This is a genomic window from Vibrio agarilyticus, from assembly GCF_012641465.1.
GTDB lineage: Bacteria > Pseudomonadota > Gammaproteobacteria > Enterobacterales > Vibrionaceae > Vibrio > Vibrio agarilyticus.
On record NZ_JABAIK010000035.1, the window covers coordinates 1 to 15,181 of the forward strand.

A 15,181-nucleotide genomic window follows, 5' to 3' on the forward strand; every position below is an offset into this window, starting at 1 on the left:
CGGCTAATCAGAACCATCAAAGAGCAATGTATCTGGATGCACAATTTTACGTCGATGCATGAGGCCAGAACCGCGATCGGTAAGTGGCTTGAGTTCTACAATACAGAACGACCACATCAAGCTCTGAATATGAAAACACCCGCTAAAGCGTATGAATTAGCGGCTTAAGTTGTTCAATTTCGGCAGGGTCATTACACTGATGCCGTTTTATAACGGTGTTAAATAGATTTATTCAACTTTAAATACATTGTTTTATATGAGCGAATATTTATCTGGCTTGATTGCCTCTGTATCTGCAAATGCATTTTCCGATCTGTTCATTTATATGATTGGAGCTGTATTTATTTTTAGCTTGTGCTTAGCGTCCCTTGGGAAAGCTAATGGTTTTGTGAGTGGTGCGCCTAACCTAATGACATCATTAGGTATTTTGGGGACTTTTGCCGGTATTGTTGTCGGCTTAATGGAGTTCGACCCTCAAAACATTGATGGCAGTATTTCGTTACTCTTGTCAGGTTTAAAAACGGCGTTTTTGACCAGTTTGGTCGGTATGTGCGCCAACATTGCTTTTAAAGCCATTGAACCTTTTATTCGGACTAAAAACGTGATCGCAGAAGGCGTGGGTCCTGATGAAATTTACTCAGTGATGGAGCAGCAATTGAAGGTTTCTCAGTCTCTGGTTGATTCAATCCGAGGTGATGAAGAGTCTTCTTTAGCTTCACAAGTTCGTTTATTGCGAAGTGATGTGAACGACGGCAACAAGCTGGTTAAGAACGAGTTGTCTGAAATCAATGCCCACCATAAGAACACTGTTGAGAGTCTGTCGTTGATGCAAACAACGCACTCTGCATTCAGTGAGCGCCTATGGAATGAGATGGATAAATTTGGTGAGATGCTGTCTAAATCTGCCACCGAGCAGGTTATCAATGCGCTAAAAGAGGTGATTGTCGATTTTAATAACAATTTGACAGAGCAATTTGGTGAAAACTTCAAACGCCTTGATGATTCGGTGAAAAAATTGGTTGATTGGCAAGAAAACTATCGTCAACAACTTAAGGAAATGGCTCATACGTACCAGTTAGGTGTCGACGCGATCGCGTATACAGAAAAATCCGTCGCTCATATTAGCGAACGAACGGAAAGTATTCCTAAAACCATGGAAAAACTGCATGCCGTTATGGAACTGGGGCATGGGCAAGTAACAGAGCTTGAACACCGCTTGGATGCATTTAAGGAACTGCGTGATAAAGCCGTTGAGGCAATGCCAGAGATTCAGCGCCAGCTAGACGACACGATGACAGTGATCAGTAGTTCAGTTTCAGCGGCATCAAGTCATTATGAAACCATGCTTTCCGAATCGAAGGCGATGATCGATAGTTTTAGTGATGAGCACCAACAGGCGACGAAACAGTTTACGGAGTCTACGGGGTTGGGCATCGAAACAATGACTTCTGAGCTAGGTGCTGCATTATCGAACATGAACGACTCAATTACCAAGACGTTAGATGAATCGGGCAACCAACTACTTTCTACTGTTGAAGGAAGTATGAGTAAAGTAACGACATCGGTCGAGTCTACATGTGCTTCATTTGAGCAGCTTATAAACCAGACAAACGAGACAATTAGCGATTACTCTGCCTCTGCTCAAGAAACGTTGATAGCGGCAAATCAGCATTTAGAAAGTGCAAAAGAAGAAACGCGTATTGCGATGGATGATTTTGCATCTGCCCATACGAGTGCGACGAAGCATTTTACCGAGAGCACTGCTGAAGGCATTCAAACTATAAATGATGGTATCGAATCTGCAGTTGGTACGTTCATCACTAAAGTGACGGAAACAGTCGATGCTGTTGGACGCTCTTTATCTGAAAGTACAGAGAGTACGATAGGCCATGTTTCAAGCACAATTGAAGAGTCTGTCGAAACGTTTGAGAAGATGAACGAAGCGTCGCAACTGCTGGTTGAGCAATACGGAAAAAGTTTTAGCGAAGCGCTTGCGGAATATTCATCAACGGTACAAGCAAACTTACATACTATCAAATCGGAACTGGATGCTGGTGCCATTGCTGTATCGGATGAGCTGAAGCAAGGGGCTATAGAAATTGGAGGCAAGCTTGCACAGAGTGCAGATGAGATTACTAGCAATGTAGGTAATGCATCTGGTCATCTGCAGTCTATTGTGGATCACCTTACATCTCAAACTGAAGAAATTAAAGAGCACCTACGTTTAACCATGATTGATTTGAACGAGAGTGTTCGAGGAATGGTTATTGATGTGAAAGAGAAATCGGCAGAAACAATACAAATTCTTGTCAAAGGTAATGATGAGTTAAGCGAAAATACGCAACAGACACAACAATACATGGTTCAAGGAATCAAAGAGCTTCAAGATCGCCTCGAGGGTGTTTTAGAAGAAGTTTTTGAAGCTCAAGTACGTGAAGTGAAGCGAACTTTCGAAAGCCTTGAAGAGCAAGTCATTGACAGTGTTGCACAAACAGGTCAAGCGGTCGAGAAGCAAGTCGAAGTTTTGGATTTACAAATGCAGCAAGAGATTAACCGCGTTATCAATGAGATGGGGCAAGGTCTTGCAACGGTGACTCAACAGTTTACTCGAGACTACGGAAAACTGACGAATGAAATGAAAACCGTCGTTAGCAGTGTAACTAAGTTGGCGAGCTGATATGAGCAATTTATTTGGTAAAAGGTCTGTCTCTGATGATGGAGGCGACCACTGGATGTCAGTGTCAGATCTTATGGCGGGTTTGATGATGGTGTTCTTGTTTATTTCAGTGGCGTTGATGCGGGATGCGATGAATGAGCGAGATAAGATTAAAGAAGTCGCTGTTACCTACGAAAAAACACAGGAAGCGATTTACCTTGCTTTGCTCGAAGAGTTTTCTGAAGATCTTGATAAGTGGGGCGCAGAGATTGAACGAAGTACTTTAAGTTTAAACTTTACCGCCCCTGACGTTTTGTTCGCCAATGGGAAATCCGATTTAAGCAGTAAGTTTGAGTTGATACTCAGTGACTTTTTTCCACGTTATTTGCAAGTATTGAATCAATATAAGCCATCGATACAAGAAATAAAAATAGAGGGACACACATCGAGCCGTTGGAACCATGACTCTACAGACTATGAAGCTTACTTTAACAATATGAACCTATCTCAATCGCGTACAAGGGCGGTTCTTGGCTTTGTGATGAACCTGGATTATGTTCGCAATGACCATTTTAACTACTCTTGGGTTAAACAGTATGTTGCAGCCGTTGGTTATTCGTCTTCGAAGGTTATTAAAAATAAACATGGTGTAGAACTTGCCCAGCGGTCTAGGCGTGTTTCGTTCCGCGTAATAACCAATGCTGAAGATCAAATTCGTAAAATTTTAGGGGGAGAGTAATGAAGCTCTCCTTTGATATGGAAGCACTACGTGCGGCCATTGAGCTGATGCCCCCCGATAAGCTAGGCCAGTTCAATCTGCAATACACGCCGACAAATATCGACCCAATTGATATTGAGTTGGGTGAAGGTAAGGTTGTAGAGCTGAAGGATGTTGATACTGACTCTGGTCTCCTTAGCTATAAAGGGCGCCAGGTACTGCTTTATATTCAAGATGTCGGCACTTCAGTTACTGCTGCGCTGAATAACCCCGAAAAAAGTGGTCCTAAATATCATGTAGCGGATTGTGCTAAGTTGAAGGGCATGAGAACTCAAGGGCTTTTTGAGCGATACGTGGTGACCAACGATGTGAGTGGTGAGTTTTTAATTACAGGGACACACTATATCGACGGTAGAGATGTTGAAGGAAAAGCGAAACTAAAAGTATGTAAGTCTTGCATCAGAGCACTCAACTATCAGGGCTACGGGACTGGCGATAGGGCTTGTAAAGAATCCGTATTTGAAAACTTTGACATGGCTCGTTTCTTTGCGACGTATAGTTCGTTTTTCCCTCATATGCCGAAGAGAAAGGCTGAGGATACACGAAAAGAGTTTACCGATGATTGGGGCAAGTTGAGCGCCAAATACAAGGTTGAACATAAGTATTGTTGTGAGCAATGCGGGGTCGATCTTAATAGGCACAAGCTCCACTATCATGTGCACCATATCAACGGGGTCAAGCATGATAATACGCTGACAAATTTGATAGGTGTTTGTTCGGATTGCTTAAGTAAAGAACGAACCGCGAAAGAAGCCTATATCATGCACGATGTTCGGCAGTTAATCGCTACGCTTCGCAGAGAACAGGGCTTGACGAATGACCTTGACTGTTGGGACGATGTTTTCGAAATGACTGACCCAGCTGTACATGGTGTATTGCATCATTGTCAAAAGGCTCAGGTAAAAATGCCAGAGCCTGGCTATGACGTTCAAAATGCGAATCATGAGATAGTTTCTATGCTCGAGTTAGCATGGCCAAGGCGTAAATTTGGTATTGGTATTGCGTCTCGAGACATTGCACTTGCGAACGAAAATGGTTGGTATGCCATTAGCGTTCACGAGTTTTTGAGCGATGCCAAAAAAGCATTTACTTGTATAGGATAGTATATCATCAGGCCTCATTAAGAGGCCTTTATTGCCTTATGGCCATGCACTTAACAAGTGCTGATTTAGATTTGAACAGAATCGTCATAAAAACTAAGTAGAAAGCTGAGTTAACAAATTATTAGGCTGTTTTATCAATGCATTTCGCAATAAAATTAGCGGGTTAGTTAAGATTGGGAAGAACACATGCTGCCATCAGTCGTTAGTGAGCAAGTAGTTAAAACGTTAAGAAAGTACGTTAAATCAGCATTTAACATGAATAGTCCTTGTTTTGAGAGTGAGAGCTATTCGATGATTGACTCTTTCTTACAAGATAAAGATAATTTAGTTAAAGGGCCGTATGTATCTATTCAGTTGCCTTTTAGGCAGAGTGATCTGCCATTAGACTACTTTGACCATCTTTCTCTTCCATTCACTCCTTACGCGCACCAGGCTATAGCGTATCAACGGTTATCGTCTGAAAGCCCGCAATCGACGCTGGTCGCAACAGGTACAGGCTCGGGTAAAACTGAGTGTTTCCTTTATCCGTTATTGAACTTTTGTGCTGGTCAGCAGAACAAAGGCGTAAAAGCAATCGTCATTTATCCGATGAATGCGCTAGCGACGGATCAGGCGAAACGCTTTGCTTCGACGATATACAAAGATGAACGCTTAAAAGGCCAGGTTAACGTTGGGTTATTTGTTGGTGGAGAGCAAGCCGATACTGCTTCGACCAACATGGGGCCAAATGAAGTTATTACGTGTAAACACCACCTAAGAAAGAATCCACCTGATATTTTATTAACCAACTATAAGATGTTGGATTATTTGTTGATGAGGCCCGAAGACCAAACTCTTTGGCAACATAATGACCCTGGCACTTTGAAATATTTGGTGGTTGATGAGCTGCATACTTTTGATGGCGCACAAGGCTCAGACCTTGCCTGTTTGGTGCGTCGATTAAAGTATCATCTGTCTGTCGACGATCAAGGTTTTGCATGTGTTGGCACTTCTGCAACTGTAGGTGATGATGTGAGCGCGCTACTCGAGTATGCGGGTAGTATTTTTGACTCACAATTCGAAGAAAGTTCTGTGGTAAGAGAGGATAGATATCGCTACGAGGAATACTTAAAAGACGCATCGGTTAAGTATTTTACTTATCCTAGCTTCAGTGAATTTGAAAAATTCGATTCAGCGATGTATTCCTCAGAAGTTGAGTATATCAATGCCCAATTAGCGTTATGGTTCCCTGAAAACTCAATTGTGTTGCCTGTTGATATCGATAGTGATGCTGGTCGAGCCACTCGAATTGAATTAGGGCAAGCGATTTTATCACATCGTTTTTTTCATTCCTTGCTCCAGATGATTAACGGAAAGATTGCTTCCTCTAAAACACTGGCTGCAGACATGAGTTCTGTCTTTTCAATCTCAGAAGAGGAAGCAGGTCGAGTAATTCAAAGCTTTTGCTCTTTAATATCAATTGCCAGAAACTCGGTCGAAGAAACGCCTGAAAAGCAAAAACAAAGAGCGCAAGAGGGTAGCCCACGACCTGTGCTGCCATTTCTACAAGTGCGGCACCAACTTTGGTTTCGTGAACTAAGACGTCTTGTTGCTAGCGTCAAACCTGAGCCGCGCCTGAATTTTGGGGATGACGTCTCTGATGATATGGCGGACAAATATCTTCCTGTCATTAACTGCCGTGATTGTCATGCAACAGGCTGGGGTGGCTTTGTTAAAGGCCAAGTAGAGCAGCTTGAAAACCAGATTGATGTATTTTATCGACTGTTTTTTGGAGCGAACCATAGTATTCGAGTCGCGTTCCCGCTTGAAGATAACGATGACACTCCTGGCAAAGGGGTTATAAGGCGGATCTGTACAAAGTGTTTATCGTTAAATAGTGATGGTCAAACTGATGGATGTAAGTCCTGTGATCACTCTGAGTTAGTCAGGGTTTTCCTACCGGATCAAATTAAGATTAGCGAGAAAAAAGGACCGCATTTTAGTAATGACTGCCCTTATTGCCAGAGCAAAAATGGCCTATCAATTGTGGGGGCTCAATCTGCAACGTTGTCTGCTGTTGCTATTAATCAGATATATAGCAGTCGTTATAACGAAAACAAGAAGCTGATAACTTTCTCTGACTCGGTGCAGGACGCTGCTCATCGAGCGGGGTTCTTTTCATCTCGAACATGGCCACTTATGATGCGAGGTCATATGGGCATGGTGGCAAAATCTACTGAAGGCATGAATTTGTATGATTTTGCAAGAGAAGTCATCGAAGTGGCGAAAAAGAGTTGTGGCACAACGGAATCATTTGCTGCAACTTTTATTGCGCCTAATATGGAATGGCTCAACGATTATCGAGAGATGGTAGAAAGTGGTGAGCCCTTACCTGTGAATAGTACTTTACCAACGCTTGTCGAGAAGCGCTTAAGTTGGGAAGTATTTAGTGAATTCGGCCTTAGAGCTTCGATTGGTCGTACGCTCGAGAGAACGGGTGAATATACAATTGATGTCTGTGATGAGGCTCTAATTGGGCTAACTTCTCGATTACATACAGCATTGATGGATGAATTGGGCTCTGAAATCCAGGGAGTTAACGATACTGATGTTCTTCATTTCTGTTTAGGTGTACTACATCGTATGCGTAACAGAGGGGCGATTGTCCATGAGTCATTGACCCGTTATATCGCTGACGGTGGTGAAACGTACTACCTGACTAAAATTGATAAACAAACTTCAAAATACATGCCGAACTGGGGTAATAAAACTCGAACCCCAGCATTCCTAACCTTTGAGAAGAACAAGCGTTTTGACCAGGTCGTTGCCACAAAGTCTAAACATACTTGGCACCAAAATTGGGTCATTAAGTGCTTTGGCAAAAATGACAACCTCATGATTGCGAATCACACTCAAACCATTTATCGATTGACGCTGGAGACTTTGAGGAGAGGCGGCATACTCCAAGAAGTTGATGTTAAAAGTTATAAGGCTTGGGGTATTGAACCCACCGCGCTGAAAATTACTTCAGTAGTTGCAGCTCTCGGTTGTGATCATTGCTCTGAGCGGTTAATTGTTCCCAAGGCTGTATTGGGTTATTGGAAAGGTAAGGCATGTGTCAGAGAATCCTGTCAGGGTCATTTCACTGTTGATAAACAGTTACCAGAAAAAGAATGGTCACATTCGCAAGTTTGCCGAGTCAATGCTGCAGAACACACCGGCTTGCTTGAGCGTACAGTCAGAGAGCAAACCGAAAATGCATTTATTAAAGGTGGTAAAGCATGGTCGGTAAACTTGTTGTCAGCGACGCCAACTCTTGAAATGGGTATTGATATCGGTGACCTTTCGTCAGTATTGCTTTGCTCTGTGCCACCTGCTCAAGCTAACTACTTACAACGAATTGGACGTGCTGGCCGTAAGGATGGTAACGCGTTTAACATGACCGTTGCAGAAGGTAACGCGCATGACCTGTTTTATTTTGATGAGCCCGTAGAAATGATGGCGGGCAGTGTTAATGCTCCAGGTGTTTTTTTAGATGCCTCAGCCATCCTTGAGCGACAGCTTACGGCTTTCTGTATGGATCGCTGGATTAAGACCGGTATTGATAGTAGTCAAATTTGCAAACGCGTTAAACAGATGTTGGATGCAACTGAAGCGGGCTTGAGAGACCAGTACCCTTATAACTTCCTTTCTTTTGTCGACAGCCATAAGGACACTTTGTTTGCACAGTTCACTCAAGTCTTTCACTCTCTATCTCCGTCATCATATGGAAAGTTAAAGTCTTTCATTTTAGGGTCGGATAGCGAATATGGGTTAGCACCAAAGATACAAGAGTCTTTGGAGATGTTAGTTAAAGATCGCAAATCGTTGAAGAGTCGTGCAGAAAAACTAAAACGAAGCATTGATAAACTTAAATCCTCTCCGGTTAAAGATCAAAATTATCAAAGTGATTTAAACGAATTAGAGAATGAACGTAATGCTCTCTTGGCTTTGCTTAGAGATATTAATAGTAAAAATACGCTCAACTTCATGACTGATGAGGGGCTGTTACCGAATTATGCATTCCCAGAAGCAGGTATCACGTTGCGTTCTGTTCTTTGGCGCAAGAAAGACACCGTTGAGGTGGATGATGGTAAAAGTCAGTATGTTACCTCAACATTTGAGTACGAACGACCAGCAGCGGCTGCAATTTCTGAGTTAGCGCCAACCAATCATTTTTATGCAGGTGGGCATAAGGTTGAAATTGAACAAATTGACATGAAGGTCTCTGAGCCTGAAACATGGCGAGTTTGCAGTCACTGCAACCACAGTGAGCTTTTAGAGACTGACCAGTATCCAACGTGCCCTAAGTGTGGGCACCCGGGATGGGCGGACTCAGAACAAAAGTTGCGCATGCTGAAACTCAGACAAGTTTATGCTCGTTCAAGCGTCCGAGATTCAAAAATTACAGATGATGCAGATACAAGGACGCCAGCTTTTTTTCAGAGACAAATGCTTGTTTCCTTTAAGCCGGAAGACGTTGAGTTCGCGTATCAAGTACAAAACAAATCCATCCCATTTGGCTTTGAGTACATACGTAGAGTTTCTATGCGTGACATTAACTTCGGCAGCTCAGTTGAAGAAGCGAATGAATTTAGTGTTGCGGGTGAGAAGAAAAAGAAGACGGGCTTTAAAGTGTGTTCTGACTGTGGTTTTGTTCAAAAGAGCAAGGGACCAGAAGCTCACGATATAAGCTGCAAATGCCGTGGAACGGTGATGGAAGCAAAGTATGAAGACTTCCTGTTTCTCTATCGCCAGCTTGAATCTGAAGCGATACGCATTCTTTTGCCCGTTAGTGGCTATGGTAATGGACAAGTGACTGAAGCCTCATTAAGTGCGGCTCTGCAATTGGGCATGAAACGTTACTTTAAAGGTAGTGTTGATCATATTAAAGGCATCATTTATCGAGAGCCTGAGGATTCAGGTGAGAGCTACAGACATTATCTCGTGGTCTATGACTCTGTTCCTGGAGGTACGGGAGCGCTGAAAGAGCTAATGCAAGAGCCTGACAACTTACTTCTTCTTTTGAAAGAAGCGTTATCGGTGATAGAAAATTGTGGCTGTGCGTCTGAAGGTAAGGATGGATGTTATAAATGTGTCTATGCATACCGTGACCGAGGAAAAATGCGGTCAATATCGCGTGAGCACGCGAGAAGTTTGTTAAGGTCGATACTGGATGATGAAAGTGCATTAACGCAAGTTAAGTCTCTCTCTGATATCTCACTAAACAAGATGCTAGAGTCAGAACTTGAAAGACTCTTCGTAGATACGCTGCAACAAACCGTGTCTGAATTTGTTGTCACGAAAGAGTACGCACGAGGGAAGGCTGCTTGGATTGTGTCATCCAAACTTAACAATAAATCGTCTTGGCAATTAGTCCCTCAAGTGAGTCTTGGGGAGAAAAATGGAGTTTATATTGATACGCGCCCTGATTTTGTTTTGTATCCATACTCAGAATTAAAGAATGTGAAGCCAATAGCTGTATATTTGGATGGTTTTGCACATCACTATAATATTGTTTCTGATGATGTTGAAAAACGAAATGCAGTATTAGATAGCGGAAAGTACAATGTCTGGACTCTTTGTTGGAATGATCTGGCTAAACAAGACGCAAAACATGTACGAGAGGTCATCGGCATAAGTCGACAGGATGTTGCAGCGAAAGACAGTAAGGCACATTACAAGCAGTTTTTAAGTACAAATTATCAGACGTTGAGAGATTCGTATGAGAATCAAAATAGCTTTTCTCTTTTGAAACGCTATCTTCACGAACCGATTGAAATGTCATCTACTTATCAGCAGGCCATGTTTGCAAACAGTTTTTATTGGCTTTCGATTTCTGCATCGAAAGATCTGGCCAGAAAAAACAAGTTTGAATATGAAATGCGAGAAAACGCGGAGCCGGGTAGGTTGCCCGAACTGTGTTTAGAAGGTCCTTATTTCTTTGGCGGGCTTTTGGATTCACTTGGCACCTCTCAACGAAGTATTGAACTCGCCGCTGTTATGCCAGCTGAAGTTTACGTCAACGTTGTTGCAGGGAAAGTTCGCGGTCAGTGCCCTTATGATTATGCTGAAGCTTTGACACGTTTACACGCATGTTTTGATGACCGATACCCAGAGGATGATGGTTATGAGCAAGCATTGTATGGGTACTGGCGATTAGTAAACCTTGGGCAATTTTTGAGTGATTTCTCATTTACTTCGCACAAATTGCTTGCGCAAGGCTGCGCCAGTTCAGCGGTGAAAGGTGGAGATACAGAAGTTTCGATTGATGCTAGAACAGAGGTTGTAATCACGGATGATTGGGCTGAGCTAATCGAACTAGAGGTTATTAGTGAGCCAGTTGTTATTGCAATGTTGGAGCTTGAGATCCAAATTCCAGAAGTCGGCTTTGCCCTCGTTGGTGCTGAAGGTGAGATAGTTGCCGAAGCTGAATTAGCATGGGCTGATTACCAAATCGCCCTTTTACTTCCCGAAATGGAAAGCGATAAAAAGTTATTTGTTGAAAAGGGCTGGAAAGTAGTCGTTGGTGACTTAACTGATCAGGCTTTAAAAGAACTAAAACAATATATGGATAATGATTAACATGACTGCAGTTGAAATGCCAAAAGTTGCGATCGCGGGAGACTTCTTGATGTCTTTTGCAAAAATTCCTAAGCAACAGCAGAAGAAAGTTCAAGAATTTATCAGTAAGTTCCGCCAAAACCCAATGAGTAGTGGTATTAACTATGAAAAGATTCGCGATGCCAAAAGTTCTAATGTGCATTCTGTACGGATAGATCAAACTTATCGCGGCATAGTGTTGAAGCCAGAAAAAGGCAACATCTATATGCTTATGTGGGTTGCTCACCACGATGATGCTTATGATTGGGCTCGCCGTCATGATTGTTTGATCCACCCATCTACAGGGGCAATTCAAATCGTAGAGGTTAGCAATGTCGTTGAGGAACCTCGAGTTGATACTTTAGAGTCTCACATCCAAAAAGCACTCTTTAGCGATTTCTCTCGAGAGCAAATTCTTGCCCTGGGTATTCCGAGTGATTTTATTGATGCTGTAATGACGGTGTGTTCTGAAAAAGATCTCGAGTTACTGGAGAAAAAGCTACCTGCAGAATCTTATGAGCCTTTATATCTGCTTGCTGCGGGTGAGGATTATGAGGATCTTTTAGCTACTTACAATGAATCCCATGGTGAAACCGTCGATGTTACGGACTTTGACGCTGCTTTAGAAAGAGCTTCTTCTCAGCGTAACTTCCGAATGGTTACTGATGATTTAGAGCTACAAAAAATGTTGAACGCTCCACTTGAAAAGTGGCGAGTTTTTTTACATCCAAGCCAAAGAGCGCTTGTTACACGAAAGGCTAATGGGCCTACACGTGTTCTAGGTGGGGCAGGCACGGGCAAAACCGTGGTTGCAATGCATAGAGCAGTTCATTTGGCTGAACAACTTTCTACAAGTAATTCTTCATCAAAGGTATTGTTTACGACGTTCACAAGGAACTTAGCATCTGATATCAAAGCAAATCTCAAAAAAATTGCTAGTGAGGAGCAACTAGCAAGAATTGAAGTCTCCAACATCGATGGTTGGATTTCTCGGTTTTTGAAGCGATTTAATTACGACTACAAAGTTGTTTATGACAATGACAAAGAGCGGCAAATTTGTTGGAAATACGCTATTGATTTAGCTCCCTCTGAGCCATACTTCCCAGAGTCTTTTTATGAAGAAGAGTGGCGACATGTGGTTCAACCGAATGGTGTAAAAGCTAAGTCGGAGTATTTCAGTGTGAGCCGTGTTGGGAGGGGAACACCACTGAGCCGTATTCAACGAGCGAAAATTTGGCCGGTTTTTGAAGAGTTTCGTAATCAAATGAATCGTAAACGGTTACGAGATATAAACGAGGCAATGCTTGATGCTATTGAAATTATCAAAGAGCAAAAAATTACGTTGCCTTATTCATCGATTATTGTCGATGAGGCTCAGGATATGGGGAGCCAAGCGTTTTCACTATTGCGAGCAATTGTCCCGGAACAAGAAAATGATATGTTTATTGTTGGTGATGGCCATCAACGAATCTACCGTAACAAAGTTGTATTAGGGCGATGTGGAATCAATGTACGTGGACGCCGATCTCAAAAGTTGAAAATCAATTATCGTACCACAGAGGAAACGAGACGTTTTGCCACTTCAATTTTAAATAACGTACAAGTTGATAATCTGGATGGGGAACTAGATAGGTCAACAGATTACTTGTCTCTATTCCACGGAGAGATGCCAATCGTTAAAGTGCTGCCTTCATTTGATGACGAGGTATCGTTCCTTAAGCAACAGCTTGAAATGTTGTTGGCAAATGATGTGCCTTTGAAAGATATTTGTTTGGTTGCTAGGACAAATTTTGTTAGGGATAGCTACGCTAAGTCTTTAAGTGAATTAGGCGTACAAACCCACGCATTATCAGCAGATAGTGCTGACAGCGATAAAGAAGGGCTTCGTGTTGCAACTATGCACCGTGTCAAAGGTTTGGAATTTAAGTATATTTTGATTGCAGGGGTGAACAAGGACATAATTCCTCTTAAGCAGGTGTTAACAGAAGATCCAGTAGAGAAGCGAGACTACGATTTTAACGAAAGAGCGCTTCTTCATGTTGCCGCGACACGCGCAATTAAAGGGCTTTATGTAACGGCATCTAACAATCCTAGCCCTTATCTTGCAGATTTTGTCTAAGAGTTAATTTCAATGTCGTTCATATCGTAACGAAATTCTGGATGGAACGACGGTGTTTTCCGAATATAGAGTATGGTTACAACTGTATCCATACTCTAGTTGGTAAGCTTACACATGTGAGTGATACTCGCTTACTTTCAAATAAATCACTAATAGGCGCAGGAAACTCACAAAGGATTTACGCCTTCTTGGGCGACTTTTGAGCCCATTTTCGTCTGGTTTGTTGGTTTTTTTTGCGTCTGATTCGAAGCGTGTTTTTTTCACGCTAATCGATATGGTTCCAGGGGATTTGTATTTCAAAAATCGACCGTCATCACTAATCCGAGTTGGGGCTTTGGCGACAAAGTGAGCTTTTAGTGATTTGTGGCATTGCGGCAGAATTATTGTGAAACGTCGCCAATCCATCCCTAGTTCAGTGATGAGTACCTTTTTCCAAAATGCAATGTGTCTTAAGTAGCCGTTAAGTGAGTGATGTGATGTCACCGGATTGGTGCTCATGTACCAATGCACTTCAATAAGGTAATCAGTTAAATTTAAGATTTGCAACATTTTCAAAAGCGTGAGGACGACATCTTTGTCATGAGTGCGAATTTTCGCGTCTTTGGCACCGACAAAGGTGTCGATGAACTTAAGTAGCAGTGTTAGGTTGAGGGTTTGGCGGATAGTGGACTCCTGACGATGAAAGGTTAGGATCCATTGCTCGAGCTCTTTCATGTTGGGCCTATGTTGAGCGTGATAGTTGACCATCGCTCTTGCTGGATGCTTTGACAGTCGTTGCGTTTGTTTACGCGTGGTTTTTTCAAGCGCGAGAACGTTTTTTACGCTTGCTAGCGATAACGATAAGTCATTTGCGATGGTTGATGATGTTTGTCCTTCTGCTGCACGGCGAATAATGCGCCAAACCGTGATGACGTCAATTGATTCATCAGTAGGTTGCACAACTGGTGGATCGAGTTCGCTCACATCAAAAGTATCACTTAAGAACTCAACATGTTGTTCTATGGGTAGGATGGCCTCAAGCGCGACTTTTTGCGCCGATCTCAGAGTTGGGTTACCTATTTCGTCGAGTGTAATGCCTCGTCCCCAGATTTTGCGTATGGCAAACAGTTCAGGCAGGTGATTAGCAAAATAACTGCGGTGAAATACATCCGTCAGATGAAAATAGGAAGTTAACGTGGTGCTTGGCGAGGCGTGACCCAGTAACTCGCTAATTGCCCAAAATTGTTTACGAGTATTGGTTTTAAGTCCCAATCTTTCGCGAAGGGTTTTAGCTGCATCAACACAAAAATATGAGTGGGATAAAAATGGCCATTGAACGGTTTTTTTTAATTGAAATAGTTGGCAGATCACCCAATTGCAAAACGAGTGACGACAATGATGAAAGCGCAGCGTTTCGTCGCCTGTAACACCTTTTATTACATCAGTGATGAGTATGAATGCCTCACTAATTTCACGGTCAGTTTTAGCATGGAAGATGGAAGTTGTGCGCTCCATGTGTTTCAGTTTAGCCGTGGTTAAAAACGCCAAAAGAGTGCTAAGGTGCGTCCCTGGTATTAATGCATCTAAGGGGAGGTTTCTGGAGCTGTCGGTGGACTTGAGCAGTCGATAACGGTTAGGCCTAACGTGCAGAGTGCATATGTCTTTAAGCTCATGAAAATCTTTAAATTGCAGCCCTTTGATTTCATTTCGGCGCAATCCCAAATAAAACCCAAGGATGAAGATAATTTGCGCCAGATCTGCAAGAGGGTGGCGTGATTGAGTGAGAGCAGCAAAAACCTTGTCCGCCTCATCATGAGTGATGATGTTGGCGTCGGTATTATGTTCAGCAGAAGGAATGTAATGACCCAGCCGAAATTGGACAACTTAAGCCGCTAATTCATACGCTTTAGCGGGCGTTTTCATAT

General features: G+C 42.6%; 7 protein-coding genes. 6 read left to right on the forward strand and 1 reads right to left on the reverse strand.

Annotated features, from left to right (window positions below; genetic code table 11):
* The first annotated feature begins 6 nt into the window (after positions 1–6).
* From HGP28_RS19445 to HGP28_RS18695, 6 genes are all read left to right on the forward strand, one after another.
* The gene (locus HGP28_RS19445; RefSeq protein WP_369333943.1) at positions 7–168 is read left to right on the forward strand and encodes an integrase core domain-containing protein; all 162 of its coding nucleotides are present in this window, start codon (positions 7–9) and stop codon (positions 166–168) included.
* An 88-nt stretch (positions 169–256) separates the two neighbouring features.
* Positions 257–2,677 carry a hypothetical protein gene (locus HGP28_RS18675; RefSeq protein ID WP_168837959.1) on the forward strand — a complete coding sequence of 807 codons (2,421 nt, stop codon included), beginning with the start codon at positions 257–259 and terminating at the stop codon, positions 2,675–2,677.
* Position 2,678: 1 nt separating this feature from the next.
* Entirely contained in the window at positions 2,679–3,395 is a 717-nt protein-coding gene (locus HGP28_RS18680) for an OmpA family protein (RefSeq protein ID WP_168837960.1), read from the forward strand.
* Positions 3,395–4,537: an HNH endonuclease gene (locus tag HGP28_RS18685; RefSeq protein ID WP_168837961.1), complete on the forward strand. Its 1,143-nt coding sequence runs from the start codon at positions 3,395–3,397 to the stop codon at positions 4,535–4,537. The genes HGP28_RS18680 and HGP28_RS18685 overlap by 1 nt, the downstream gene beginning before the upstream one ends.
* Before the next feature lie 186 nt (positions 4,538–4,723).
* Positions 4,724–11,140, forward strand: a complete 6,417-nt coding sequence (locus tag HGP28_RS18690) for a DEAD/DEAH box helicase (protein ID WP_168837962.1) — start codon at positions 4,724–4,726, stop codon at positions 11,138–11,140.
* A gap of 1 nt (position 11,141) precedes the next feature.
* Positions 11,142–13,277, forward strand: coding sequence for a UvrD-helicase domain-containing protein (locus HGP28_RS18695; protein WP_246225784.1), 2,136 nt, complete (start codon positions 11,142–11,144; stop codon positions 13,275–13,277).
* Between the two features lie 108 nt (positions 13,278–13,385).
* Here the strand turns inward: HGP28_RS18695 and HGP28_RS18700 are convergent, their stop codons facing one another.
* Positions 13,386–14,771 (reverse strand): hypothetical protein, encoded by a 1,386-nt coding sequence (locus HGP28_RS18700; RefSeq protein WP_168837964.1) that lies wholly within the window; start codon positions 14,769–14,771, stop codon positions 13,386–13,388.
* Positions 14,772–15,181 lie beyond the last annotated feature (410 nt).

What these genes read in the sequence shown, in the direction of transcription:
- HGP28_RS18675 (WP_168837959.1), top strand. Translation starts at nt 257, where the DNA reads ATGAGCGAATATTTATCTGGCTTGATTGCCTCTGTATCTGCAAATGCA.
- HGP28_RS18680 (WP_168837960.1), top strand. Translation starts at nt 2,679, where the DNA reads ATGAGCAATTTATTTGGTAAAAGGTCTGTCTCTGATGATGGAGGCGAC.
- HGP28_RS18685 (WP_168837961.1), top strand. Translation starts at nt 3,395, where the DNA reads ATGAAGCTCTCCTTTGATATGGAAGCACTACGTGCGGCCATTGAGCTG.
- HGP28_RS18690 (WP_168837962.1), top strand. Translation starts at nt 4,724, where the DNA reads ATGCTGCCATCAGTCGTTAGTGAGCAAGTAGTTAAAACGTTAAGAAAG.
- HGP28_RS18695 (WP_246225784.1), top strand. Translation starts at nt 11,142, where the DNA reads ATGACTGCAGTTGAAATGCCAAAAGTTGCGATCGCGGGAGACTTCTTG.
- HGP28_RS18700 (WP_168837964.1), bottom strand. Translation starts at nt 14,771, where the DNA reads ATGGAGCGCACAACTTCCATCTTCCATGCTAAAACTGACCGTGAAATT.